Genomic DNA, 25,056 nt, shown 5'->3' on the forward strand with positions numbered 1-25,056 from the left:
ATCCAAAATTTTCTTCAATACCATATCCGTGTGAGGAGAGAGATCCTGCGGACAAAATATATTTTCCGATAGGAGTCCTGTAAAAAATGTCCTTTCCGATTTATAACAAAAAGAAAATAAGCGGATAAATAATACAGTTCGTATAGAAAGCGGGCGGTCCAAAGCATTCCATAATCGCGGTTGAAGACACAAACCATGAAGGGAAAGATAAAGATGATTTTGCGCCGTTATCTATCTCAAAGTCAGGACAATAAAAAGGCAGCCGCAAGCCAGACTGGCCTGCGGCTGCCTTACTGCGCTTCATATGCCCAGCACATGAGTAGCGATAGCAAAATAGATGAGCAGGGATAGAGCGTCCACGATGGTGGTTATAAAAGGCGCAGCCATGACTGCTGGGTCGATGCCGACTTTCTCGGCGGCCATAGGCAGAGTACAGCCTACTATTTTGGCGCAAACCACGGTCAACATCAGAGTCAGACAGACTACCAGAGCCACCAGAGGGGTGACCTCTGGATTGTGCATAAGCCAGCGGTCCACCACCATCATTTTAATGAAATTGGCACCCCCCAGACAGACGCCGCACAGCACGGCCACCCGGATCTCTTTCCACAAAACGGCGAGCACATCGGAAAACTCCACCTCGTCCAGGGACAGGGCACGGATTACCGCCACCGAGGACTGAGAGCCGGAGTTGCCCCCGGTGCCAGACAGCATGGGGATAAAAGAAGTGAGGATCACGCAGGCGTTCAAGGCTGATTCAAAGCTGGTGATGATGATGCCAGTGAAGGTGGCGGACAGCATCAACAGCATAAGCCATGGAATGCGGGATTTCCAGGTCTCAAAGACGCCGGTACGAAGATAGGGCTTGTCAGAGGGCAGAATGGCCGCCATCTTTTCGAAGTCCTCAGTGGTCTCCTCCTCAATGACGTCCATGGCGTCGTCAACGGTGATGATGCCCACCAGGCGGTCTTCGCCATCCACCACGGGCAGGGCGGTCAGACCATATTTGGAGAACATCTGGGCGACGTCCTCTTTATCCTCATGGGTGGTCACGGAGAGGACATTGGTTTCCATAATATCGCCAATACGGGTTTCATAGGCGGACAAGAGCATAGTCTTGACGGTGACTACGCCGAGCAGGACACGGTTCTGGGTAACATAGCAGGTATACACAGTCTCCTTGTCCAGTCCGACACGGCGGATGCGGGCAAAGGACTGCTCCACTGTGGCGTCTGGATGGAGGTATACGAACTCTGTGGTCATAATGGAACCGGCGGAGTCCTTGGGATAATTGAGAAGCTGATTGATCTGGCTGCGGGTAGAGGTATCGGTATTCCGCAGAATACGGGACACCACATTAGCAGGCATATCCTCAATGATATCTACCGTGTCGTCCAGAAACAGCTCGTCCAGCACCTCCCGAAGCTCCTTATCGCTGAGGGCGCCAATCAGCTTCTCTTGGTCTTCGGTATTCTCCAGATAGGTGAAGACCTCCGCGGCTAAGTCTTTGGGCAGAAGGCGAAAGACCAGGATCTCCTGTTCTACATCCAGTTCATCCAAAAACTCGGCGATGTCTACCTCATTCATCTGGCCCAGGGCTTCTTTCAACTGGCGAAACTTTTTTTGGCGGACCAGTTCCATCAGCAGCTCCAAGTCATAGTTTTCGTGCATATGGCTCTCCCCTTTCCGAATTTATGTGAAAGTGGGGCACAAAAAACCACAGGCCAGAGGTCATTTTGAAACTGACAGATAGGGGAGAAGCCCCTTTATCATCTTCAAAATGATCTCAGCGCCTGTGGCTGCGCACGGACAGACCAAAGCCAGAACCGTAAGGCCTGGCTAAACATTGTTCCGGCGGCGGACCAGCATCCGGATCAACCCGGCCAAGCCCGCCGCCTGCTGTCTGTGGCAGCATATCTCTGTGTCCTGATGGCGACTTCGACCGTCCACGCTGGATCCCACTTCCTTTCCGCACAAAAACTCCCTCCCAATACCATTTGGGAGAGGATCAAACGACATCAGTCAAACATGACCGCCATTTTTGTTTCATTATACCATTGTACGCACATCCTTTGCAAGCGGTCGCCAGGGAATTTTCCTTTGAAGATACCGGAAAACAGGAAATTATCTATTTCATAAAAGGGCCGTCCGACAGATCGCCGCCGGACGGCCCTGGATTGCAGACCTATCATGGCTGCCGGCATGGGAGCCCCTCTCTTTTGGTACCACTCCAAAACCGAACAGAGAGGTCAGCCCCAACTGACCTCGGCCGATGTGTCTACCAGATTGATATAGCTGGTCCCGACGCCCAGGCTTACCGGGGCCCCGGACTGGTCTAAGAAAGACAAGCAGTCATTTCGGCTGTCCCGCTGCCAGGTAATCTCATAGAGCATACCGTCCCGGAGGAGGAGACCTTCCCCATTGCCGGTGGTGCGTACCTTCATCCGGCCCGCGGAGTCGCCATTGATCTGGGCTACGTCAGTGTACAGCACAAGCACGTTGCGGAAGCCAACCTCCTGGCCGGTGCTGCCATCGACATATGGTATATCCTTGCCGTTGATATGCTGCTCCACCATATACAGGCCGCTGTCAGAATTGTAGGTGAAGTGGCCCGTCTTATAATGGGAGAAGGGAACGGTCAGCCAAGTCACATGCTGCTGATCGCCGGCGGGGGCCTCCTTGGAGAAACTCCAGCCCACCTGGAAGTCCTGGTCGTGTTCCCGCTCGATGCGCTTGGGCAGCTGATCCAGCATTTTCTCGCTGGAGGTGAGCAGGGAGTGCTCCAGGCCGGCAGTCTTTCGCCGGCCTGGGTCCCGCCAGCACATATCGCCATAGGGCCCGTTGACAAAGTCAATGTAGGACATCCCCCAGCCCTGAAGGGCGTCATAGGCCTGGGGACTGCCGCCGGCATGGACGTAGATAGCGTCGTGCCCGCAGGCCAGACTGACGTAATAGTCCCGGGCTGAACGGACGCTGCCCAGGTCGCCCACCCCCTCTATATCCTGGAACACGGCCAGCATCCGAGTGATACCGCCCTCAGCTACAATCTCATAGATCACGTCGGCCTGGGATACGCCGAGTTGTGGCAGAGCCTTTGACAAATTGTTGAGCATGACCGCGAAGGGCCGCTGCCCGCTGATATCCTCCTCCAGCCCCTCTCCGGTGAGGGGATTATGATAGGGATAGACGGGTTCCGGTTCTGGATCTATCGGGGCGATGACGGAGACAGAAGGCTCCTGGGAGGATATCTCTCCTCCAGAACCGCTGCCTGGGTCCTCTGCCGGCTTTCCACAGGATGTCAGAGCGGCGGACAACGCGGCCGCCAGCAGGAGCGCGCCCATACGTTTCACAGTCATAGCTGGTCCCCCTTGCGTTTTTGTATATATCGCTGTGCTTATCATACTGTTTTTTCAGCGGTGCTGTCAACCCTGTCTATAAACAAAAGGGGCGGGAGTGTCCTGCCCATGCCGCCGTCCCCACAGGATCATCTGGCCTGTTTTCTAAGCCAATCCAGTAGCTCTGACAAGTCCGGAGCGATATGGACATGGGGAAAGGGGAAAAAATCCTGCCTTGGGGTGGTCCCGTTGAGGACTGCCGAAAAATGGCATCCGGCCCGCTGGGCCGCCTCCGCGTCCAGAACGGTGTCCCCACAGTATAGCACCTGGGAGGCCGAGACTTCCAATTGTTCCATAGCAAGCAGAAGCCCCTCGGGGTCCGGCTTACTGTTGGAGACATCGTCGCCGCCGAGTACCACCTCAAACTGGTTTGCCACACCCCTGTGCTCCAGAATGCCCCGCAGAGTGTCCGCCCGCTTGGTGCTGACGACGGCTCTCTTGACGCCCTTCTGACCCAGCCAGCGGAGCAGTTCTGTGGCGCCGGGCAGCAGGACAGCTTCTTCCCTCTGGCGGGCCTGAGCTGCTTGGGTGAAATAGGCGCGGAACTGCTCGCGGTGAATCGGGTCACGATCCCCGGTGAGCTTGGTATAGGACTCCTCCAGAGGATAGCCAACAGTCCGACGGATCTCATCCGCGTCGGGGGCGGGCCAGCCGAGCTGGTCCAGGCCGTAGGCAAAGCCTGCCAGAATAGAGGGGGTAGCATCTCCCAGAGTGTAGTCAAAATCAAAAAATATGGCTTGATACGGCACCATTGTTACCCTTCTTTCCCATTTAGTCAGCCTGTCCCCTAGAGGCATGAGGCCCCAGACAGGAGATCACAATTATAACACAGGCGGCCGCGGAGCCACAAGAGGGCGGCCCTTACTCCTGGTCCATGCTTTTCAAATAGGCCTCCGCCCCATAGCGCAGGCAGCGTTGGAGCCGCCGCTCTCCCCGCTTGATGGTCCGGGAAATAGTGGATTTGTCCACCCCCAGCCGCTCACCGATCTCCCGCATATTCAGCCCCTCGGCGTAATACAGCAGGAGGACCTGCCGCTGCTTGGCGGTCACGTCCTCTTTCAGGGCACGGATCAGATTGCGCTTGAGGCGGCTGACCTCCTGGCTGTTGTCCGCCGCCATCTGCCGGGTATACACCGCCATGTCAGCGGCGTATACCTTGCCCCTCCTATATCGTGTATTTGGCATTCCGGCGGTACCCCCTGTCATAGTAGCGTTCGGTAAGGACGGCCAGCTCTCTGGCCTCCCGAAGCATGGTGGCCAGCAGCTTGATCCGCTCCTGAAGCTGGTTGCGGGCGTCCGGGTCCTCCGTCCGTTCCAGCCAGCACTCCAGTTGGCAGATCCTTAGGTCCAGGGACCGAGCATGGGCCCGGTATTCGACAGACAGTTCCATCAGCGTCATGTGATCTCCTCCTCTTTTTCCAGCCTGGCCCAGCAAAGGCGGCAGATCCATCTGCCGCGCCACTGCCAGACTCTGTCCCAATGGTATTGCTCCCCGCCGCACAGAGCGCACAGGCAGCGTGCCCTCTCCTGCTGGCGGTCCTCCAGCGGGGGACGCAGCCGCCGGTTTGGGGAATATGTCGTGGCCCTCTCCTCCTCATATCCAGGTCCGGTAGTCTTTGGAGCAAAGAAACGGCCGCCCTGGAAAAGTTTTTTTGAAATCTGCTTGACAAGTGACGGTTCCTTTGGTAAAATACCACTTGCTGCTGGACAGAAACCTGAGATGCTGGTGTAGCTCAGCTGGTAGAGCAGCTGATTTGTAATCAGCAGGTCGGGGGTTCGAATCCGTCCACCAGCTCCAATTTCATATGGAGGAGTTCCCGAGTGGCCAAAGGGGGCAGACTGTAAATCTGTTGCGTTAGCTTCGGTGGTTCGAATCCACCCTCCTCCACCAAGTCGGAGCAAACGGTCATATCGTTTGCTCCGGCTTTTTTATAAAAAGTTAGAGCGCGTTCATTTTGCTGCTCCTCCTTTCCAAAACGGACCCGCTTCGTTGGGACTCGATTTTGCTGGCCGCCCCATGGGCGGCCTTTTGTGTATAAAATATGGCGCCCGACCGTCCTTTCCAGCTTGATAAGAGCAATCAGAAATAGAACATATGTTCTATTTCGGACATAGGATACTCCTTTTTTCTTCTGGTGTCAACTATTTCCTCCCATATTTTTGTGTGGAAAAGGCCGGAAAAAGGGACCTTCGAAAATAAAAGCGCCCCGCGGGGAAAACCCGCGGGGCGCTGCCTGTCCGAACTCAGAAATATTTTTTGACGCCGTCAGGAGCCAAATCAGCATCATCGCTGATGGTGATAGTGAATTTGATATTATGCTGCTCACCAAACTTATTCAGCCAATCCAGGAAATTCTCGGTCTCATTGTCGCACTCGCCGCCTGCGATCTTGGTCAGACTGTCGATAAAGATATGGGTGATGTCATAGTTGCTGGCGTACATACCGCTGATAAAGCCCTTCAAAGCAGTATAGCTGCCGATATCATAGTCGCTGGCTTCCACCAGACGAATGTGGTAATGGATATCCAGGGTCAGCTTGTTGCCTTTCTCGATGCAGATCACATTGCCATGCTCGGTCTGAGCGGCGGCATTGATCATCTCGATCATCTGCTTGGTCTTGCCGGAGCCCTTCTTGCCCATGATAACTCGAATCATGTGTATCACTCCTTAAACGAATTGACGTGGGGAACCTCCCCGTTCTTGTATAACACTTTACCATATCACGCCCAGTTTTTCAACCGGATTATCGTGAATTTTTTGTGACAAGCTTAGAGCCGCATCTCCAACTGGGCTTTCAAGTCCTCATAACCGGGCTTGCCTAAAAGAGCAAACATATTCTTTTTATATGCCTCCACACCGGGCTGGTCAAAGGGGTTGACCTCTAGCAGATGACCGGACAGGCCGCACACATACTCGAAGAAATAGATGAGATATCCCACCGAGGCCTCACCAATGGCGGGCAGTTCGATCAGCACATTGGGGACGCCGCCGTCTACATGGGCCAGGATAGTGCCTCGCATAGCCTGCTCCGCCACAAAGGAGAGGGGCTTTCCAGACAGGAAATTGAGGCCGTCCACGTTGTCCGGATCGTTGGGGATGATGAATTGCCCCTTGGGGGCAAACTTAACTACAGTTTCAAACATGAGCCGCTCTCCCTCCTGGATATATTGGCCCATGGAGTGGAGGTCGGCAGTAAATTCTACGCTGGCAGGGAAGAGGCCTTTGCCCTCCTTGCCCTCACTCTCTCCGTACAGCTGCTTCCACCACTCGGCAAAGAAGCGGAAGGGAGGCTCGTAGCAGGCCAGTAGCTCTACCTTCTTTCCGGCCTGATACAGGCCGTGCCGGGCGGCGGCGTACTGCCAGGCGGGGTTTTCCGGCCCACCCGCGGAGAGCTCCTCCATAGCCAGACGGGCGCCGCCCATCAGGGCGTCGATGTCGATACCGGCGGCGGCGATGGGCAGCAGACCCACGGCGGTAAGGACAGAATACCGGCCTCCCACCGCGTCGGGTACAACGAACTTCTCATATCCTTCCGCGTCGGCCAGCCCCTTCAGGGCGCCACGGCGGGCATCTGTAGTGGCATAGATACGCCCACGGGCTCCCTCTTTGCCGTATTTCTCCTCCAGCATGGCTTTGAAGATACGGAAGGCCACAGCTGGTTCCGTGGTAGTACCAGACTTAGAGATGACGTTGACAGAAAAGTCCCGGTCACCGATGAGGGCGATGAGCTCCAGCAAGCTGTCAGTAGACAGTCCATTGCCAGCAAAGTAAATATCGGGCGTGTCCTTTTTCTTCAGATTATAGTTGGGAGAGGCCAATAGCTCAATGACGGCCCGGGCGCCCAGATAGGAACCACCGATCCCGATGACCACCAGTACCTGGGACTGTTGCTGGATCTTCCGCGCGGCGGCCTTGATGCGGGCAAATTCCTCTTTATCATAGTCCCGGGGCAGGTCCACCCAGCCGGTAAATTCGCCGCCAGGTCCGCTGTGGCTGGACAACATGGAGGCAGCTTTTTCAAGCTTGTCCTGCCGACTGGTCACATAGTCCTGTGGCAGGAAGGGGGATGCCTTGGATAGGTCCAATTTCAACATATCGTATTCCTCCTGTGAGAAAATGAGATCCTACAAAACAAATTATACCACAGCTCGTCTCCTTTTTACAGAGAATTTTCCCGGTACCGGGATACCAAAAAAAGATTTGTGGAAATTCTTTGGAAATAGGTTGACAAGGAGGGAAACAGCAGTTATAATAATCTTCGCTGTCTGGACGATTAGCTCAGCTGGTAGAGCATCCGCTTGACGTGCGGGAGGTCACAGGTTCAAGTCCTGTATCGTCCACCAACAAGAAGCCCTGGAACCATAAAATGGTGCCAGGGCTTCTTTGCGTCTGTTAAAAAGTAGTATGCCTTACCATAACTTTATTGGCCAGCTATGGGCCCCCATGACTGCATATGTTAAGATGAAGATGATACAATTTTTTGAATGGTGTCCATATCTTGACTACGATTCGTTTTTAAGTGAATTCACTATTTTTCTAATATAATTGGGTAAAGAATTTAAGAAAAAGTTAAAAGAAAAGAGCGGATGATGAAACACTGATCGAGACAGACGCCCTGCCTAAATTGTGCCCTTGGACAATAAAACGAGATTAGTTTAAATTCATCATTTTTAGCTCTTGCTTATATGCTGGTTTTGTGCTAAATTTATATATATTAAGAAAAAAGGAGGTATGTTTATGTGCAAAGTAGATCTGAACAGCGACTTGGGCGAGAGTTTCGGTGCCTATACCATTGGCCTGGACAGCGAGGTTATCCAGTATGTATCCTCTGCTAATGTGGCCTGTGGCTATCACGCCGGCGATCCTCTAGTGATGGACAAGACGGTGGCCGCCGCCAAATCTGCTGGCGTGGCGGTAGGCGCGCATCCCGGCTACCCCGATCTTATGGGCTTTGGCCGCCGGAACATGGTGTGTTCTCCCAAAGAGGTCAAAGCGTACATCCAGTATCAGTTGGGCGCGCTGATGGCGTTCACTGCGGCCCACGGAGTAAAGTTGCAGCACTGCAAGCCTCATGGCTCCTTGTACAATATGGCTGCCAAGGATATGGATCTGTCCTTGGCCATTGCTGAGGCCATCGTTGAGGTGGACAAAAATATCATTCTCATGGGGCTGGCGGGAAGCAAGATGCTGGAGGCTGGAAGGCAGATGGGCCTACGGGTAGCCAGTGAGGTTTTCGCCGACCGAGCCTATCAGGCGGACGGCTCCCTAGTACCCCGGAAACAGCCTGGCGCGGTGATCCATGACAAGGACGAGGCCATTGCCCGCACCATCCGCATGGTTACCGAGGGCAAGGTCACCGCCATCACCGGCGAGGAGGTATCCATTGACGCCCACTCTATCTGTGTCCACGGTGACAACCCCTCTGCGGTGGAATTTGTCAAGAACATCCGGGCCTCCCTCAGCGCCCAGGGGGTGGAGATTGCCCCCATTGCTGAGATTGTGTGACCGAGTGTATGAGGAGAGAAATCCCTAAATTTCATATCATGGGAGGTACATTATGAGTAAGGAGCCTAACATCCTGAATCAGTCCTCGGCAAAACCCAGCCGATCGGTGCTCTTCGGTGCCGCCTTCCTGATGGCCACCTCGGCCATTGGCCCCGGCTTCCTAACCCAGACGTCCACCTTTACCGCCCAGCACGGAGCGGCTTTAGCCCTAGTCATTGTGCTGGCTATTGTCATGGATATCACCGCCCAGATGAACATTTGGTCTGTGGTTTCTGTCTCCCAAATGCGCGCCCAGGATGTAGCTAACAAACTGCTGCCTGGTTTGGGCGTGGTCATTGCCATTTTGGTGGCCATCGGCGGTTTGGCTTTCAACGTAGGCAACGTAGGCGGTGTGGCCTTGGGATTCAACGCCATGATCGGTTTGGACCAGAAGGCAGGGGCCGTTGTTGCGGGCTGTTTGGGGATCATCATTTTTATCAATAAGAATGCCAAAACTATCATGGATAAGGTGGCTACGATTCTAGCTGCTGTTATCCTTGTCACTGTTCTGGTGGTGGCCATCATCTCTCAGCCCCCCATGGACCAGGTTGCCCATGGGCTGACACGTGTGGACTATTTGTTTAATCCGGATAACAAGATGTTTACTGCGCTGACCACTCTATTGGGCGGATCCTGTGGCGGTTACATCGCGTTCTCAGGCGCGCACCGCCTGCTGGACGCTGGTATCTCTGGCCCGGAGAACGTGGGCCATGTACGTAAAAGTGTCATCCAAGGCTGTGGTACCTCTGGCATCGTGAGGATTCTGCTGTTCCTGGCGGTATTAGGCACCTGCATGGAGGGTTCCCAGTGGCTGGCGGAAAACGCTAAAATTATTACTGACGCTGCCAGTGGCGGCAATCCCGCTGCCGAGGCATTTCGCCTGGCCGCCGGTGACTTTGGTTACCGCTTATTTGGTCTGTGCCTATTCTCCGCCGGCGTGTCCTCTGTGGTGGGCGCGGCATATACCTCAGTCTCGTTCCTGAAAACCCTGCACCCCTTCATCGCTAAATATGAGCGGCAATTTGTGGTGGGCTTTATTGCCTTCTCCACCCTGATGATGGTGATTGTGGGCAATGCTGCTGGGCTTTTGATTGTCGCCGGCGCCTTTAATGGCCTGATTCTGCCTATTACTTTGGGTGTCATGCTTATCGCCAGCCGCAGCAAGCGTATTGTGGGTGAGGAGTACAAACACCCCATGCCGCTGATCGTGCTGGGCGTAGTAGTGGTGGCTGTCTCCTTGTACTCTGGTATACAGACTGTTCCCAATATTTTGCAGCTATTTGGCTAAGAGGATAACAGATATCCGGAAAACCTGCGTTATGCGGGCTTGCCGGACTGGAACAGAAAGGAGCCGTATATGGCTGAAGTGAAATTTCTCCTCTCCGGGGATACCTCTGTGACGGTGGAGTTCGGCAATGAGATTAGCCCGGCTATTAACGCTCAGATCCGCGCCTTTAACATTGCCCTGGAGGAGAGCAGGATCCCTGGCATTACCGAGACGGTTCCCACCTACCGCTCCCTCATGGTCCATTACGATCCTGGCATCATTCTCTATGATGACCTGGTGAAGGAACTCAAGGGGCTGATGGGCCAGCTTTCCAACATTCAGATTCCCCCCAGCGACGTGCTGGAGATTCCTGTCCTCTATGGCGGGGAAGCTGGGCCTGATCTGGAGTTTGTCGCAGAGCATAACAAAAAAACCCCGGAGGAGGTCATCAAAATTCATACCTCCACCGAATACCTCATCTATATGCTGGGCTTCACCCCAGGCTTTACCTACCTGGGCGGCATGAGCGAGGAGATCGCTGCCCCCCGCCTGAAGCAACCACGGGTGAAGATCCCCGCTGGGTCAGTGGGGATCGCGGGTTCTCAGACCGGCGTGTACCCCATCGACTCCCCAGGCGGCTGGCAGCTCATCGGTAAGACACCGGTGCGTATGTACCAACCGGACCGGGCGGAGCCTATCCTCCCCAAGGCTGGTGAGTACATCAAATTCTATTCCATTACCCAGGCGGAGTTTGACGCCATCGCCGCCCAAGAGGCGGCGGGCACCTATGTGTGCAAGCGCCACCCCAGAAAGGAGGGGGGACAATGAGCATCATGGTATTGAACCCCGGCTTGTTAACTACGGTGCAGGACATGGGGCGCGTTGGCTATCAGCAGTTCGGCGTGCCCGTTTCCGGAGTCATGGACCCCCGAGCGGCGGCCGTCGCTAATATTTTGGTGGGAAACCCGGAGGATGAAGCGGTGCTGGAGTGCACTATGCTGGGCCCACAGCTGCGCTTTGATGCAGCCAACACCATCGCCATCACTGGCGGGGACCTGATGGCCGCTCTAGATGGACAGGTGGTACCAACTTATCGAGCGGTAACTGTCCAGGCAGGTCAGACACTCCGTTTTCAGGCCCCTAAGACAGGTTGCCGGGCCTACATCGCTTTTGCCGGAGGTTTGGACATTCCCGAGGTCATGGGCAGCCGCTCCACCTACTTGAAGGCCAAGATCGGAGGCCTAGGGGGGAGAAAGCTTCAAAAGGACGATGTAATAGGCTTCCGGGCCCCCGGCATCCCTAAGAACCTGTCCGAGCGGTATATCTACCCAGAGTTCATCCCACACCCCGTGTACACCCTGCGGGTAGTTATGGGACCTCAGGACGATGCGTTTACTGACTCAGGTATTGCCACATTTCTGAGGGAAACCTACTCGGTGACCAATGAGTTTGACCGTATGGGCTGCCGCTTGGACGGAATGCCCATCCAGCATGTTACCGATGGCAACATTATTTCTGATGGCATCGCCTTTGGAGCCATTCAGGTGCCCACGGAGGGGAAACCCATCATCATGATGGCTGACCGTCAGACCACTGGTGGCTATACCAAGATCGCGAACGTGATCTCCGCCGACTTCCGCCTCCTGAGCCAGATAAAGGCGGGGGACAAGGTGAAGTTTGAGAGAGTGTCCATTCAGACCGCGCAGGAGGCTCTCCTCAACCAACGCGCTGCCCTGCGCACCCTGCGCCGGTCCCTGGATATGTGATCAATGTGGCCCTGCCTCTGTCGGGTGGGGCCACAGGACAGAAAGGATGATAATTATGGCCTTTGACATTACCCCTTATATAGACAAGAAACCCTCTGAAGTCCGCCAGTTAATTCGTCAGGGTGTCATTGACTTTCCTACCGCCGGTATGTGCCGGGGCTACGCCCAGGCTAACTTGGTGATCCTACCTCCGGAGTACGCCGACGACTTTGAGGAGTACACGCGGAAAAACCCATTTCCCTGCCCAGTGCTGGAAATCATTCGAGGTACCCCAGAGACCCACGCCATGGGACAGGGCGGAAACATTGTCACCGACATCCCCCGTTACCGAGTGTATGAGAACGGGGTGTTTACCAAGGAGCTGACTGATGCCTCTGCATACTGGAAGGCTGGGTATGTGGGCTTCCTAATCGGGTGCTCCTTTTCCTTTGAGGAGGCGCTCATGGCCGCAGGCCTCCCCGTGCGTCATATTGAGCAGGGCTGCAATGTGCCTATGTACAAGACCAATATTCAGACTGTAAAGGCGGGACCGTTTGAAGGACCCATGGTGTGCTCCATGCGCCCTATGACCCCGGAACAGGCCAAAGTAGCCTACGACATTACAGTAAAAATGCCGAATGTTCACGGTGCTCCGGTCCAGATCGGTGATCCTGAGAAGGTAGGCGTTAAGGATGTGATGAAGCCAGACTACGGCGATCCTGTCGAAATTCGGGAGGGAGAAATACCGGTATTTTGGCCCTGCGGAGTCACTCCTCAAGCTGCAGTAGAGAACGCGAAGCCACCCGTTGTCATTACACATGCCCCTGGGCATATGTTTATTACCGATATCCTCAACACAGAGCTAAACGATTATCTGGAAAAAAACAAGTGAAGCTGAGTATAAGGCATGATTGCCTCAAATAATTTGGAGAAAGAGCTGCCTGTGATTTGGAATATCAGGCAGCGCAAATAACCTGCATCGGCAGTACATAACAGAGCATTGAATTACTTCAATGGACCTGTGACAAACGCCTTTGTGGAGGCTCTGAATCATATCACGCAATTTTCTTTCAGTCTGAAGAATATGAATTTGAAGTGTTATAAGAGAACGAGAGCAGCAATCTGATATGGATTGCTGCTCTCGTTTCATATTCCGGAACGATATCTTAAAGCTTACCTCTTAATTGAATAATATTTATTCTAACTTCTTTCGCTCCGTCCGGTCGATGTACCTCTTCTCAATTTGCCGCAAATGGTTATCCATTGCCTGATAGGCGTGATCATATTCTTTTCGTTCCAGGGCGTCCACAATGGCGGTGTGCTCAACTACAGCCGGTTTATAGGAGGAAAGCAGTGTGGTACTGAGTATCAGACAGCGGGTGCTGTGTGTGTTAAGCCGTTCCACCACATCGCAAAGGAAGCGATTTCCGGTCGCCTCTGCCAGCGCGGTATGGAAGACATAGTCCTGCTGAATATAGTACATATAGTCATCGGCATCGGCCATCTTGCAATTTTGCTGTTCCTCAATACTATTGCGCAATTTGCGAATCAGCATGGGGGTGACTCGTCCCCTCAGCTCGTTTATAGTCAGAAGCTCCATTGGCCGGCGAATAACATTAATGCTTGCCGCGTCCTCCTCCGTTAGACGGGAGACTGTCACACTTTTTCCGCGCACTTCAGCCAATCCGTCGTCTACCAGTCGGTGAAGTGCAACCCGAACGGTAGTGCGGCTGATTGACAGTTCCGCGCAAAGTTTTTCCTCTGTCAATACATCATCAGGAGCCAGCTCATTGTAGACAATGGCGTTTCTCAGTACATGATATGCCTTGTCTGACAGTTTCATATTTTTCTTCAGGGGTTCCAGCATGAAATACTCGCTCCTTAAACTTAGTATCCAAAAACGCACTGGGGATCAGAATATTACCGACAAGGCGGTGGTATCATTTTTCGTTAAGATATTTCTCCAAGACGCGCAGCATAATAATGGGTAATTTGCCGAAGGAATACTCCTTATGGACTCGCTCTGTCCACTTATGGGCGTCCTTGCCGTGACAGCCGAAGTTGAAGGCGGGGATATTCAGCCGCTTAATTTGGTCCAGGGGCACGTCATAGTGGCCCTTCATGTCAGGGAAGTTGTCCACCAGAGTCTTGATAGAGGTGTCGGTGTCATCCAGCTTCAGATAGCTGCTGTCAGTGAGCACTGGGAAGAACTGCATCATCTTCAGCTCCTCGCCCATCTCCTGGCCCAACTGATTCAGCAGATCGACTACGCTGTCTAACAACGCGCCTTCCTCCGGAATTTCGCGCTTCAGTGTATTTCGGGGGCAGTAGGGCGGTGCCAGGAACAAAATGACTGTGGGTGTATTAATACTCAAAATATTATTTGCCAGATATTCTACAATCTTCAGACACAGCTCGCGGCGGTCCAGGTTTTCCTCAAGCGATTGTTTGGTGATTGCACGGATATCCTCGTCCACATCAGGCTTGAGGGCCTTGGCCTTCTCATACAGCTCACTGTATTCCATGACCTTCAGTTGGTACTCACGCTTGTAGTAGTCGGCACCGGTCATCTTGCAGTAGACCTTATTCTGCTCATCTGTGTAGGTATCCACAGTGTTCAGGGCATCCTCGGCCACCTTGCGCAGGCGGGCAAAAATCTCATCCATCTCCATATTATGGATGAAGTAGTTGAAGTACACAAAAGCGGAGAAGGCGGTCTGCACGTCGTAGGAAGGCTTCAGGTCCCTCATCTTCAGCACCGTGGGGGGCATAGCGAACTCGCCGTTGTAAACGTCGCTGAACTCGGCACGCATATCTATGTTCCGGGTGATCTCAGCGGCTACCATAGAGGCGCTAAACCCCTCAAAGCCCTGACCGGAATGGGTGGGCTTACCAATGATGTAGAAGCAAGGCAGAATTTTTCCCACCGCTCCGGCATGGAAGTAGTGGGCGGTATCGCCGGGGAAGGCGGGGGAGATGAAGTCGGTGTTCATGGCCATCTTGTAGGTTAAGCCATACTTGGCCTTCAGCTCCTCCAGCACATTTAGAGACTCAATAATTCCGGTATGCTGGTTTTCTTCCACAGGATTGGTCATGAAGATCAAATTTCCATCAAACTGATCCAGGTGTTCTGTAAAATACCGCATCAGCACCATATTGACCGCATCGCCCGATTTCATATCAGAAGAACCGCGACCAAACATCCATTCTCCAGACTCAATATCCGCCAGGACCTCTGGGTCGCTAGTAATGGACTTGATCTTCTCTGGCAGGGCGTCGCAGTCAAAGGCGTACTCCTTGATGGAGCCGTAGTCATCGATACCCACAGTATCGTGGTGGCCGTGGAGGATGATAGTTTCGTTGCTGTTACTACGGGAACCAAAAGCGATGGCGACCACGTTGATGCGGTCATAAGGGTCGTTCTTTAGGGGCTGGGTGATGACTTGATCCGGATGTGCCTTAAAGTAGGGGAGCTCACGAATCCAGGCGGCCATATAATCAGCCACCGCACGCTCCCCACCATCGGAGTTATTCATGCTGGGAATGGAAACCAGCTTTTTTGTGAGGGCCAGTGCCTCATCATAGAAAGGATAATTTTGCATGGCGGGTATGCCTCCTTTGTCCCAGAAAGATGGGACGAATATAATAGAAACATTACCCTGATGTCTTTGTTTGAGAGTTGGCCATTTGTACTTTGTATACAGAACATAAATATTATAGTTGAAAGAAAGTTGAATGTCAACCCAAATATCACGATTATGATAAATAGCAAGAAAATACGAATATCTTTTTGTTGATATAATACAAATGATTTTTGCCAGTCTGTTACCATTAATCGCTGTACACTATAAACAAAAATCTTGGATAATTTTTTCAGAAATAGTAAAATATTTTTTGATATCTTTTTATCTCTTGACAGATAAATGTCGTTTGTGCTATTGTCTTTTTGAACTTCCCTGATATTTTTGGCTATATTCTACATGTTTGTATACAGAACACTATATTACAGAACACTACATAATTACCTTTTGAAAAGAGTATATTTTCTAATACCTTGGCATCCTCATGAAGCCGCAGAATTGTGGCATAGTCAGACCAATTCTGATATGTTTCCTGTCATCGTACTTTCTGTGGGAGAATCCAGTCCAATGTAAACAGGCCGTCCAAATCTGCTCCTTCCTTGGGTTTATGGGCCGGAAGCTTCCCCAGAGTGTATATCAACCAAAACCGATCTAAATGTAATGAGGAGGATGAACAAAAATGAAGAGAAAGACCATTTCCATGCTTCTAGCCTGTGCCATGATGCTGAGTCTGGCTGCATGCGGCAACACCCAAAAACCCAGCACATCCAGCGCTTCCAACGCTGGCGGAACGAGCGGCACCACTTCTGATCCTGAATTTACTTTGATTGTCGGTTCTACCATTCAGGACGACTCTGCCTCCGGTATCGCCCTGATAGAGTATTTTAAGCCTTATGTTGAGGAGAACTCCAACGGCCGTATCCGGGTAGATGTACAGAACAATTCGGTTTTGGGTGGCGACCGTGAGCTGTTTGAAGCCCTGCAGCTGAATACAGTGCAATGCTCTTTTGGACCCATGTCTACTTTAGCCAACTTTGAGCCCAACTATGCTGTGTGTGACTTGCCCTTCCTTTTCAGCAGCAAGGAAGATGCCTATGAGCAGTTAGACGGTGAGTTTGGCGCCAAACTGGCCGAGAACCTCCCCAATGTCGGTATGCGTTTGCTGGCCTACGGCGAAAACGCTTTCCGCAACATCTCCAATAAAGTCCGCCCCATAACTTCCCTGGCGGATATGAAGAATATGAAGATTCGTGTTATGGAGTCCCCTGTTAATATTGCTACTTACGACGCACTAGGAGTTTCTCCTACTCCCATGGCTTTCTCCGAGTTGTACACCGGTCTGTCCCAGGGCGTTGTTGAAGGGCAGGACAACGGCGTAGTGCTGACCTACACTGCTAAACTGTATGAGGTTCAGCCCTACTATACATACACCGGCCACATCTATGCTGCCAACGCTATGGTTTTCTCCGAGGCGTTTTGGCAGAGCCTGCCCGCTGACTTGCAGAAGGTCGTAGAGGATGGGTCAAAGTACGCGATGGAGAATCAGCGCCGTTTGAACACGGAGATGGAAGAGGAACTGGAAGCCACTATGGCCGAGGCTGGGGTGGAATTTATCCATCCCGACGCCGCAATGGTTGAAGAGATGCGTGAGGCGACCAAGTCTGTTTGGGAACTAGAGGACATCAAGAATATGATTGATCCTGAGATCTACGAGATGGCGGTTCAGATTCGAGATAATTAAAGAAATATATTATCGCAAATTACTTGAGTAATGTCTCCTGTTGCGGGCGGGGATGCCGGCAGGCATCCCCGCCCACTTTGCCAATTAACAGAACTCGGTAAAGGCATTTCCTTGTCTACGCCGTTATTATGGGGGCTCAATACATGAAAACCTTGGTTAAAATTTGGGATCATTTAGAGGAATATATTTTGGTCCCTTCTTTGATGCTTAGCACCGCCCTGATTTTCTATCAGGTTGTGATGCGTTTCCTATTTAAAGACGCGCCATCCTGGTCTGAAGAGGCTGTGCGCTATCTCTATGTGTGGCAGACTTGGCTGGGTGTGAGTTATGCTGCCCGCAACGGCACTCATCTCCGCATCACCATGATAAAGGATCGCCTCTCCCCTAAAGGACAGAAAATCCTTGAATTGTTTGTTACTGCCATCTGGATCGGCTTCGCTGTCTTTGTCTTTATTCAAGGCATGGCCGCAGTCCAGACGATTGCCGCTTTTGGGCAGAAATCTACTGCCCTGCGTATTCCCATGCAGATTTGTTACGCCTCCATTCCTGTCGGAATGGTGCTCATGAGCATACGTCTGATCGAAACAACAATTAAGAGTCTTATCGGCAAAAAAACTGTGGAAGGAGGGGCCGCTGAATGAACATTCTGCTTCTGTTTGGCGTGTTTTTTGTGCTGATCATGCTGAGTGTGCCAATCGGCGTCGCTCTGGGCGTGGCCACATCGCTGACCATCTGCCTGACCAGCAACATTGGCCCTGTGATGGTGGCCCAGAAAGCGTTTACTGGTCTGGACTCCTTTACGCTGATCGCCATTCCCTTCTTCATGTTGGCGGGCAATTTGATGGCTCTGGGCGGTATCGCCAGACGTATCGTCAATCTTGCCGACGCCGCGGTGGGTAAGTTTACCGGTGGCTTGGGCATGGCTACCGTCATCGGCTGTATGTTTTTTGCGGCCATCTCTGGCTCCGGCCCTGCTACTGTGACCGCCATGGGCTCCATCATGCTGCCAGAGATGGAAAAGCGGGGCTATGACCGGGCTTTTTCCACTGGTTTGACTGCCACAGCTGGTACGATTGGCGTCATCATCCCCCCGTCTATCCCCTTTGTGATCTACGGCGTTGCTTCCGGCACCTCTGTGGGTGATATGTTCAAGGCGGGCTTTATTCCAGGCATTCTGATTGGCATTGGCCTGATGATTGTCTGTTGGGTTATTTCTAAAAAGCGCGGTTATAAGGGAATTGAGCGTACCAAGAACGATGAGAGTTTCCTGAAGGTCTTTTTGGACTCCCTGCCCGCACTGATGGCCCCCGTCATTATTCTGGGAGGCATCTATGGTGGTATTTTTACCCCGACAGAGGCCGCGGTGGTTGCCACTGTTTATTCTCTGTTCGTAGGGAAATTTGTTTACCATGAGCTGACTTGGAAGATTGTATACGAATCTTACCGCAGCACCGCCGATATGAACGGCTTCACAGGGTTGGCGCTAGGGTTCTCCATGTCCTTCGCGGCCTATTTGACCATGGAACAGATCCCGGCCAAGGTAGCCAATGTGGTCCTCAGCGCGGTCTCCTCCAAGATCGCCATTATTGCTCTGATCATCGTCATTCTGCTGGTGGTGGGATGTTTTGTAGACAATATTTCCTCCTGCCTGATCCTGACCCCTGTGTTCCTGCCCATGGTTAAGGCGGTGGGAATGGACCCTGTCCACTTCGGCATTATGATGACTGTAGCGCTGGCCATCGGTTTTGTAACACCTCCCTACGGTGTGAATCTGTTTGTGGCCTCCGCTGTTGCAAAGCTGAAGATAGAGGAGGTCTCTAAGGCCGCTATCCCATTCTTGGCCGCCATGTTTGTCTGCCTGCTGCTCATTGCCTACATCGAACCCATCTCGATGGCTCTAGTCTGGCTGCTATCCTAAAACCTGTTTGATGTGTGCTCCTGCGCATGTATGATTGGTGGAAACAAAGCTGTTGGATTGCCCTGCGCTTTCCTCCGGCTTTGTTTCCATCCAATCTGGGCAAAAGATATTCCACGCGGTTTTGTGACACTGTGACATATTTCTGTTTTGAGGAGGAGCTGTTATGTATCCAATGCGTAGAAGCGATCGGGAGCAGGGGGAAGAATTTGCCCTGTCCTTGATTGACCACTGCTCTCATGGCGTAATGTCTATTCATACCAGCGAGGCATTTCCCTATTGTCTGCCCCTCTCCTTTGTTCGAAATGGCAACTGCCTCTACTTCCACTGCGCCAAGGCGGGAGGGAGAAAGCTGGACCTGCTGCACGCCAACCCCAATGTGTGCATTACTTTCGTAGGGGGGGACGAGCCGGAATTTGTCGCGCCCAACACATATACCACCTATTTTCAGTCTGCCATCGTTACTGGCACCGCCGTTGAGGTCACGGACCAAGAGGAAATGATTGAAGCTCTGCGTTTGCTGTGTGAAAAGTTAATGCCTGAGCATATGTCTGGCTTCAGCCACGCCATACAGTCTACCCTCGCCGCCACCTCTGTCTGGCGCGTTGATATTGCGGAGGCCAGGGGCAAGCAAAAAAAGAGACCAGCGAACTGTTGACAAGTATTCCTGAACCTTTGGTCGACAGCTTTCACAGTTCATATTTGAATTTTACCGTTATTGGGGACGCTTCTTATGAACGATGACAGATGTATTGCGTTGCGCTGCGGAAACAAGAGCTATACTGTCCGCATCCCGGACGGTATTCGATTTCAATATGCCCGACTAAATCAGACAGAAAAAGTAACTGATTACGGCGGACTGATTCGGGATGCGCTGGACCACCCTATCGGCGCGCCTCGGATCGAAAACCTGCTTCGACCTGGCCAAAGGGTTTGTATCATCAGTGATGACAATACCCGCGTGACACCTGTCCGAACCATACTCCAGGAACTCCTGCCCCGCATTGAAGGGGCTGGGATCCTTCGACGTGATATTTTTATTGTCATTGCGCTGGGCAGCCACCGGCCCATGACACAAGAGGAAATTGCAGCCAAATTCGGACAGGATATTGTGGACCGCTACCAAATTCTCAACAGCGAATTTGAGAATCCCGATATGCTCACCCAGGTTGGCACTAGCGAATTAGGCACGCCGATCCGGGTATATAAGCCAGCTATGGAGGCAGATATACGTATCGGCATTGGAAATGTGGTGCCGCACGGCTGTATGGGCTGGTCAGGCGGCGCGAAGATCCTCTATCCTGGTATTACTTCTGCCGATATTGTCTCTGAGTTCCATGTCATGCAGGGACTTCGGGATGAAGTGCTTCTAGGCATGGTGGAATGTCCTGTTCGTCTGGCAGTGGAGGAGTGGACCAAAAATATAGGCTTACACTACATTATCAACACCGTGTTGGACGAGAATATGAATCTGTATCGCGCAGTAGCAGGGCATTATATCCATGCCCACCGGAAGGCGGTATCCTATGCCCAGGCTGTGTGCGGTGTATCTTTGAAGCAACGGCCTGATGTGGTGCTGGCCTCTGCTTACCCCATCGACATCGATTTCTGGCAGTGTGGAAAAGCGGCCTATGGTCCTACTCGTGTGATCGCAAAGGGGGGCGAGTTCCTTCTTTTGGCCGCCTGTACCGAAGGAGTAGGACCCCATCCCCAGATACTGGATTATATGGCATTGGAAAACGGAACAGAGGTTCTCTCCCACCGCATTGCTTCCCAAAATACTGGAGAGGATCTGCTTACCATGGCGGTAGGTGTGAGTATGGGCCGAGTAGTTCGACATTCAAACGTCACGCTGGTGACTGACGGCCTGCTGCCAGAAGATTGCCGGCGTGGGCAAATGTCCCATTGTTCTCCAGCCAATTTACAGCAGGCCCTGCAACAGGCGCTAGAAAGATTTGAAGATCCTTTCCTCCTTATAATTGGAGAAGGCGGCGAAGTGATTCCTCTTTTAGAAGATTAACCTATACCCTTTATGGGCGTTTATGTAGCCTGAACATCACCTGGGGGGTACATATGTGAATTTCAAGACATTTTATATCAACCGCCATCAGATTGGCTATCAGGAAGTCCTGCTGGATGATCCGGTCTTTGAAAAGGCATATCTGCTGGAAAATCCTAAAAAAATTGATATTATTGCCATTCCTGACGGCTGTGTCGATTTGCAATTCACATGGGAGAGCAATGTCTGCCGTGGATATGTATGTGGGAGCTTTCTCCAGGGAAAAAAATCCCTCATCAGTTCCTGCTGCCGTTGTTTTGGCCTGAAGTTGCAGCCGGGTATCCATTTTAAGTTTTTGAAACAGGATGTTGCCTCTCTGGTGGGCAATCGCATCCCGCTCTCTGAATTTCTTGATACCGGTTCCTTTGAGCAGGAATTGGGGGAGATGCCTGACTTCCTCAGTATGGTTGAGGCTACACGCCGGTTCTTCTACAGACAGCAGACCGTTCCAATCCATATAATCGCCAACTGCGTAGCCAAATTGATTGTTAATTCCCCTGGCACCTTGAAGGTATCAGACATGACAAGTACCTTGGGATATAGTCAACGTTATATCAGCAACATTTTTAAATGCCATTTTGGCCTCTCGCTCAAAAAATACTCTGATATCATTCGAGCCCAAACTGCCATCACTTATTTAGAGTATACCGATATAATGGATGTCATTGTTGATCTTGGCTACTACGACCAGCCTCACTTTATCCATGACTTCAAACAATATACTTCTATGACCCCAAGTTCTTTTTTGAATCAGGTATGCCGCAGCAAGGTTGGCTTGGTCGTCTAGGGACTGGATGATATGTCCACTTTTTACAATCTTTCTTTTTCCTCAGATGATACAATGTGGCCAAGTTAATGAAGCATGTTTAAAGAAATTTCTTAAGACCCAAACAATAATGAATAGAAAGGATTGACGTTTATGACTCAGCATGAGAGAAGCAAGGTACTCCTGCCCCCAATGGCGATGCACGCGGAGACAACGCCCTGTGTTGTAAGGGGAGAAGGCTGTTATCTGTATACGGAGGATGGCCGGAAGATTCTGGATATGGCATCCGGTATTGCCACGAACGCCCTCGGCCACTGCCACCCCAAGGTGATCGCTGCCGCTGAGAAGCAGCTGCATACTCTGATCCACGCCGGACATAACATTCTGTACTATGAGCCCTATACTACTTTGATGGAGAAGCTGGTGGAGAAGACCGGCAATAAGTACAAGGTGTATTTCTCCAACTCCGGAGCTGAGGCCAACGAGGGCGCCATGAAGCTGGCGAAGTACGCAACCCAGCGTCCTGTCATCATCTCCATGAAAAACGCCTTCCACGGCCGTACCATGGCAACCGCGACTATTACCACTTCCAACGCTGCCTACCGCAAGAACTACGAGCCCATGATGCCCAGCGTCTACTTTGCCGAGTATCCCTATCTGTTCCGGACTCCCTACAAGATGGAGGACGGCAAGTGCCCCAAGGAGTATTTCACTCAGTTTGATGAGATCTTCAAGAAGATCGTGGATCCCTCTATGGTAGCGGCGATCATGATGGAGCCTGTTCAGGGCGAGGGCGGCTATGTGGTCCCCCCAGTGGAGTGGCTGAAGTATGTCCGTGAGCTGTGTGACAAACACGGCATCATGCTGATCTTTGACGAAGTCCAGACGGGCTTTGGCCGCACCGGCAACCTGTATGCCTGGCAGACTCTGGGCGTAGAGCCTGACATTTTTACCTCCGCGAAGGCCATCGCTGGCGGCCTGCCCCTGTCCGCTGTCTTTGGCAAGAAGGAGATCATGGACAAGTGGGCCAAGGGTGCTCACGGCGGAACCTACGGCGGCAACCCCGTTTCCTGCGCGGCCTCCCTGGCGGTTCTGGAAGAGCTGTATGAGGGCGGCGTTCTTGAGAATGTGAAGAAGATGGGCGAAGTTGTCCGCGGCAAGTTCTATGACCTGCAGAAGAAGTACGATGTCATTGGGGATGTGCGCGGCCTGGGCCTGATGAACGCCATCGAGTTCGTTAAGCCTGAGGACAACGCTCCCGACGGGGCCCTGTGCGCCGCCGTCCAGGCTGAGGCTTTGAAGCGTGACCTGCTGCTGCTCAACTGCGGCGCCGACCACAACAACATCCGCCTGATCCCCCCGCTGAATGTGGATGAGGCCACTCTGGATACCGTGTTCCAGATTATTGATGAGTCCATTGCCGCGGCACTGAAGGGCTGAGAAACTGATTATAGGATACAATTAGGAGGTCACTATCGTGGATACACAGGAATATCTGCAGTCGCTGGTAGACGCCGCGCGCGCGGCCCAGAAGGAATTTGAGAAGATGAGCCAGGAGCAGGTGGATGCTGCCGCCAAGGCGATTGGCAAGGCGATTTATGACCATGCGGAGGAACTGGCCAAGATGGCGGTGGAAGAGACCCGGATGGGGCGCGTGGACAGCAAGATCGCCAAGTGCAAGAACAAATCCAAGAGCACCTGGTGGCGCATGAAGGACCAGAAGAGCCGCGGGATCATTGATCGGGACGAGGTCAATGGTATTATGAAGGTCGCCAAGCCCATCGGCGTAGTGGGCTGCGTCACCGCTACCACCAACCCCGTCATCAACCCCATGCACAACTCCATGTGCGCTCTGAAGTGCGGCAACGCCGTCATTATCTGCCCCCATCCCCGCGCGAAGGGCGTCGGCGTCCGGGCGGTTGAGCTGATGAACGAGGCGCTGGATAAGCTGGGTATGCCCAAGAACCTGATCCAGATTATTAAAGAACCTACTATGGAGCTGTCCGCCGGCCTGATGAAGACCGTGGATCTGTGCATCTGCACTGGCGGCCCAGGCCTGGTAAAGGTGGCTTACTCCTCCGGGAAACCGGCTTTGGGTGTCGGCCAGGGCAATGTTCAGGTCCTGGTGGACCGGGATGTGGACTATGACGAGGTAGCCAAGATGGTCATCGCGGGCCGTACCTTTGACAATGGCGTTCTGTGCACCTGTGAGCAGAACGTGATCTGTCCCAAGGATAAGGTAGATGAGATGGTGGCCGCGCTGAGAGCGAATGGCGCTTACTACATTGACAACCAGGCCGATGCCGACAAGGTCCGCAACAGCGCTTTCCCCGACGGCGTATTCAACAAGGAGTGGACTGGCACCACGATCCAGCAGATGGCTGATTTGGCCGGTCTGGAGGGGATCCCTGAGGATACCAAGGTCCTGGTATGCTGCACCAAGGGCTATGCCCGTCAGGAGGTCCTGGCGAAGGAGAAGCTGTTCCCCATGCTGGCGCTCTTTACCTACGACACCTGGGAGGAGTGCATGGAGATCGCCCGGGCCAACCTGGAGATGGAGGGCATGGGCCACAGCGTGGTCATCCACTCCAACAACACCGAGCATATCGAGGCTGTTCCCACCGTCGTCAACGTGTCCCGCTATGCAGTCAATCAGGTAGGCGGCACCGCTCTGGGCGGCGCTATGGACAACGGTCTGAATCCCACCACCACGCTGGGCTGCGGCACCTGGGGCAACAACGCCATCAGCGAGAACCTGTGGTTCACCCACCTGATGAATGTGAGCCGCATTTCCTATAAGGTCCCTGATATGTACATCCCCACTGATGAGGAAATTTGGGCGGACTGATCTCTTTTTTCAATATTAGAGTATTCTTGACCATAATAGTTCCCCAATTTCTTCTGTCTGGGTACTTTACGGAAAAGTCCGGCTTCATGTTAGCCGGACTTTTCCGCGTTAGAGAAATGAATGGTGTTTGTTGAAAAATAGGTAAAAATATTTCTGAGGCAGGCATGGGCAGCAAAGAGCTTGACAGATTGATTA

Annotated in this window: 22 protein-coding genes and 3 tRNA genes; 16 read left to right on the forward strand and 9 right to left on the reverse strand. The window is 52.6% G+C overall.

Annotation, left to right across the window (positions count from 1 at the left end; genetic code table 11):
- Positions 1-300 precede the first annotated feature (300 nt).
- The 5 genes from mgtE to MCG44_RS02440 all read right to left on the reverse strand — a co-directional run bounded on the left by mgtE (position 301) and on the right by MCG44_RS02440 (position 4,794).
- Positions 301-1,671, reverse strand: a complete 1,371-nt coding sequence (gene mgtE / locus MCG44_RS02420) for a magnesium transporter (protein WP_147573412.1) — start codon at positions 1,669-1,671, stop codon at positions 301-303.
- Positions 1,672-2,249: 578 nt separating this feature from the next.
- Positions 2,250-3,356: a DUF3048 domain-containing protein gene (locus tag MCG44_RS02425; RefSeq protein ID WP_240286621.1), complete on the reverse strand. Its 1,107-nt coding sequence runs from the start codon at positions 3,354-3,356 to the stop codon at positions 2,250-2,252.
- A 128-nt stretch (positions 3,357-3,484) separates the two neighbouring features.
- Positions 3,485-4,147 carry an HAD family hydrolase gene (locus MCG44_RS02430; protein ID WP_186853402.1) on the reverse strand — a complete coding sequence of 221 codons (663 nt, stop codon included), beginning with the start codon at positions 4,145-4,147 and terminating at the stop codon, positions 3,485-3,487.
- 109 nt (positions 4,148-4,256) lie between these two features.
- Positions 4,257-4,580, reverse strand: coding sequence for a sigma-70 family RNA polymerase sigma factor (locus MCG44_RS02435; protein ID WP_186853403.1), 324 nt, complete (start codon positions 4,578-4,580; stop codon positions 4,257-4,259).
- A complete protein-coding gene (locus MCG44_RS02440; protein WP_186853404.1) occupies positions 4,561-4,794 on the reverse strand; it encodes a hypothetical protein in 234 nt (77 codons plus the stop codon). The genes MCG44_RS02435 and MCG44_RS02440 overlap by 20 nt, the downstream gene beginning before the upstream one ends.
- 323 nt (positions 4,795-5,117) lie before the next feature.
- On the opposite strand from MCG44_RS02440, the gene MCG44_RS02445 reads away from it, so the two are divergent.
- Positions 5,118-5,193, forward strand: a tRNA-Thr gene (locus MCG44_RS02445).
- Between the two features lie 9 nt (positions 5,194-5,202).
- Positions 5,203-5,286, forward strand: a tRNA-Tyr gene (locus MCG44_RS02450).
- 353 nt (positions 5,287-5,639) lie between these two features.
- Here MCG44_RS02450 and MCG44_RS02455 read toward each other — a convergent pair.
- Together MCG44_RS02455 and MCG44_RS02460 are read right to left on the reverse strand one after the other, a co-directional pair.
- Positions 5,640-6,050: a hypothetical protein gene (locus MCG44_RS02455; RefSeq protein WP_147573407.1), complete on the reverse strand. Its 411-nt coding sequence runs from the start codon at positions 6,048-6,050 to the stop codon at positions 5,640-5,642.
- 113 nt (positions 6,051-6,163) lie between these two features.
- Entirely contained in the window at positions 6,164-7,489 is a 1,326-nt protein-coding gene (locus MCG44_RS02460; protein WP_240286624.1) for a glucose-6-phosphate isomerase, read from the reverse strand.
- 173 nt (positions 7,490-7,662) lie between these two features.
- Here MCG44_RS02460 and MCG44_RS02465 point away from each other — a divergent pair.
- The 6 genes from MCG44_RS02465 (at position 7,663) to MCG44_RS02490 (ending at position 12,843) form a co-directional block, all read left to right on the forward strand.
- A tRNA-Val gene (locus tag MCG44_RS02465) sits at positions 7,663-7,738 on the forward strand.
- Between the two features lie 394 nt (positions 7,739-8,132).
- On the forward strand, positions 8,133-8,900 hold the full coding sequence (locus MCG44_RS02470) for a LamB/YcsF family protein (RefSeq protein ID WP_147573405.1): 768 nt from the start codon (positions 8,133-8,135) through the stop codon (positions 8,898-8,900).
- A 52-nt stretch (positions 8,901-8,952) separates the two neighbouring features.
- On the forward strand, positions 8,953-10,227 hold the full coding sequence (locus MCG44_RS02475; RefSeq protein ID WP_147573404.1) for an NRAMP family divalent metal transporter: 1,275 nt from the start codon (positions 8,953-8,955) through the stop codon (positions 10,225-10,227).
- A 69-nt stretch (positions 10,228-10,296) separates the two neighbouring features.
- Positions 10,297-11,034: a 5-oxoprolinase subunit PxpB gene (gene pxpB / locus MCG44_RS02480; RefSeq protein WP_147573403.1), complete on the forward strand. Its 738-nt coding sequence runs from the start codon at positions 10,297-10,299 to the stop codon at positions 11,032-11,034.
- Positions 11,031-11,972, forward strand: coding sequence for a biotin-dependent carboxyltransferase family protein (locus MCG44_RS02485; protein WP_147573402.1), 942 nt, complete (start codon positions 11,031-11,033; stop codon positions 11,970-11,972). The genes pxpB and MCG44_RS02485 overlap by 4 nt, the downstream gene beginning before the upstream one ends.
- Positions 11,973-12,027: 55 nt before the next feature.
- Complete coding sequence (locus tag MCG44_RS02490) at positions 12,028-12,843, forward strand: putative hydro-lyase (protein ID WP_147573401.1); 816 nt, start codon at positions 12,028-12,030, stop codon at positions 12,841-12,843.
- Positions 12,844-13,146: 303 nt separating this feature from the next.
- On the opposite strand, the gene MCG44_RS02495 is transcribed toward MCG44_RS02490, so the two are convergent.
- The gene (locus MCG44_RS02495; RefSeq protein WP_147573400.1) at positions 13,147-13,818 is read right to left on the reverse strand and encodes a GntR family transcriptional regulator; all 672 of its coding nucleotides are present in this window, start codon (positions 13,816-13,818) and stop codon (positions 13,147-13,149) included.
- Between the two features lie 73 nt (positions 13,819-13,891).
- Entirely contained in the window at positions 13,892-15,553 is a 1,662-nt protein-coding gene (locus tag MCG44_RS02500; RefSeq protein ID WP_147573399.1) for a M20/M25/M40 family metallo-hydrolase, read from the reverse strand.
- A gap of 658 nt (positions 15,554-16,211) precedes the next feature.
- Here MCG44_RS02500 and MCG44_RS02505 point away from each other — a divergent pair.
- The 8 genes from MCG44_RS02505 to MCG44_RS02540 all read left to right on the forward strand — a co-directional run bounded on the left by MCG44_RS02505 (position 16,212) and on the right by MCG44_RS02540 (position 24,861).
- Positions 16,212-17,273 carry a TRAP transporter substrate-binding protein gene (locus MCG44_RS02505; RefSeq protein WP_147573398.1) on the forward strand — a complete coding sequence of 354 codons (1,062 nt, stop codon included), beginning with the start codon at positions 16,212-16,214 and terminating at the stop codon, positions 17,271-17,273.
- 143 nt (positions 17,274-17,416) lie between these two features.
- Complete coding sequence (locus MCG44_RS02510) at positions 17,417-17,914, forward strand: TRAP transporter small permease (RefSeq protein ID WP_186853409.1); 498 nt, start codon at positions 17,417-17,419, stop codon at positions 17,912-17,914.
- Positions 17,911-19,191 (forward strand): TRAP transporter large permease, encoded by a 1,281-nt coding sequence (locus MCG44_RS02515; protein WP_186853410.1) that lies wholly within the window; start codon positions 17,911-17,913, stop codon positions 19,189-19,191. Before MCG44_RS02510 ends, MCG44_RS02515 begins: the two co-directional genes overlap by 4 nt.
- A 163-nt stretch (positions 19,192-19,354) precedes the next feature.
- The gene (locus MCG44_RS02520; RefSeq protein WP_186853411.1) at positions 19,355-19,846 is read left to right on the forward strand and encodes a pyridoxamine 5'-phosphate oxidase family protein; all 492 of its coding nucleotides are present in this window, start codon (positions 19,355-19,357) and stop codon (positions 19,844-19,846) included.
- A 75-nt stretch (positions 19,847-19,921) separates the two neighbouring features.
- Positions 19,922-21,208, forward strand: coding sequence for a nickel-dependent lactate racemase (larA, locus tag MCG44_RS02525; protein ID WP_147573394.1), 1,287 nt, complete (start codon positions 19,922-19,924; stop codon positions 21,206-21,208).
- 55 nt (positions 21,209-21,263) lie between these two features.
- Positions 21,264-22,034, forward strand: a complete 771-nt coding sequence (locus tag MCG44_RS14980) for a helix-turn-helix domain-containing protein (protein WP_147573393.1) — start codon at positions 21,264-21,266, stop codon at positions 22,032-22,034.
- A 132-nt stretch (positions 22,035-22,166) separates the two neighbouring features.
- Complete coding sequence (locus tag MCG44_RS02535) at positions 22,167-23,453, forward strand: aminotransferase class III-fold pyridoxal phosphate-dependent enzyme (protein WP_240286626.1); 1,287 nt, start codon at positions 22,167-22,169, stop codon at positions 23,451-23,453.
- A gap of 37 nt (positions 23,454-23,490) precedes the next feature.
- Complete coding sequence (locus MCG44_RS02540) at positions 23,491-24,861, forward strand: aldehyde dehydrogenase family protein (RefSeq protein ID WP_240286627.1); 1,371 nt, start codon at positions 23,491-23,493, stop codon at positions 24,859-24,861.
- The last annotated feature ends 195 nt before the right edge of the window (positions 24,862-25,056 follow it).

It is taken from the genome of Lawsonibacter sp. OA9 (assembly GCF_022440585.1).

Excerpts from the sequence above, each read along its gene's own strand:
- MCG44_RS02475 (WP_147573404.1), top strand. The coding sequence starts at position 8,953 with ATGAGTAAGGAGCCTAACATCCTGAATCAGTCCTCGGCAAAACCCAGC.
- larA (WP_147573394.1), top strand. The coding sequence starts at position 19,922 with ATGAACGATGACAGATGTATTGCGTTGCGCTGCGGAAACAAGAGCTAT.
- mgtE (WP_147573412.1), bottom strand. The coding sequence starts at position 1,671 with ATGCACGAAAACTATGACTTGGAGCTGCTGATGGAACTGGTCCGCCAA.
- MCG44_RS02510 (WP_186853409.1), top strand. The coding sequence starts at position 17,417 with ATGAAAACCTTGGTTAAAATTTGGGATCATTTAGAGGAATATATTTTG.
- MCG44_RS02425 (WP_240286621.1), bottom strand. The coding sequence starts at position 3,356 with ATGACTGTGAAACGTATGGGCGCGCTCCTGCTGGCGGCCGCGTTGTCC.
- MCG44_RS02440 (WP_186853404.1), bottom strand. The coding sequence starts at position 4,794 with ATGACGCTGATGGAACTGTCTGTCGAATACCGGGCCCATGCTCGGTCC.
- MCG44_RS02535 (WP_240286626.1), top strand. The coding sequence starts at position 22,167 with ATGACTCAGCATGAGAGAAGCAAGGTACTCCTGCCCCCAATGGCGATG.
- MCG44_RS02460 (WP_240286624.1), bottom strand. The coding sequence starts at position 7,489 with ATGTTGAAATTGGACCTATCCAAGGCATCCCCCTTCCTGCCACAGGAC.
- MCG44_RS02455 (WP_147573407.1), bottom strand. The coding sequence starts at position 6,050 with ATGATTCGAGTTATCATGGGCAAGAAGGGCTCCGGCAAGACCAAGCAG.
- MCG44_RS02505 (WP_147573398.1), top strand. The coding sequence starts at position 16,212 with ATGAAGAGAAAGACCATTTCCATGCTTCTAGCCTGTGCCATGATGCTG.
- MCG44_RS02485 (WP_147573402.1), top strand. The coding sequence starts at position 11,031 with ATGAGCATCATGGTATTGAACCCCGGCTTGTTAACTACGGTGCAGGAC.
- MCG44_RS02495 (WP_147573400.1), bottom strand. The coding sequence starts at position 13,818 with ATGCTGGAACCCCTGAAGAAAAATATGAAACTGTCAGACAAGGCATAT.
- MCG44_RS02470 (WP_147573405.1), top strand. The coding sequence starts at position 8,133 with ATGTGCAAAGTAGATCTGAACAGCGACTTGGGCGAGAGTTTCGGTGCC.
- MCG44_RS02490 (WP_147573401.1), top strand. The coding sequence starts at position 12,028 with ATGGCCTTTGACATTACCCCTTATATAGACAAGAAACCCTCTGAAGTC.
- MCG44_RS02430 (WP_186853402.1), bottom strand. The coding sequence starts at position 4,147 with ATGGTGCCGTATCAAGCCATATTTTTTGATTTTGACTACACTCTGGGA.
- MCG44_RS02520 (WP_186853411.1), top strand. The coding sequence starts at position 19,355 with ATGTATCCAATGCGTAGAAGCGATCGGGAGCAGGGGGAAGAATTTGCC.
- pxpB (WP_147573403.1), top strand. The coding sequence starts at position 10,297 with ATGGCTGAAGTGAAATTTCTCCTCTCCGGGGATACCTCTGTGACGGTG.
- MCG44_RS02435 (WP_186853403.1), bottom strand. The coding sequence starts at position 4,580 with ATGCCAAATACACGATATAGGAGGGGCAAGGTATACGCCGCTGACATG.
- MCG44_RS02500 (WP_147573399.1), bottom strand. The coding sequence starts at position 15,553 with ATGCAAAATTATCCTTTCTATGATGAGGCACTGGCCCTCACAAAAAAG.
- MCG44_RS02515 (WP_186853410.1), top strand. The coding sequence starts at position 17,911 with ATGAACATTCTGCTTCTGTTTGGCGTGTTTTTTGTGCTGATCATGCTG.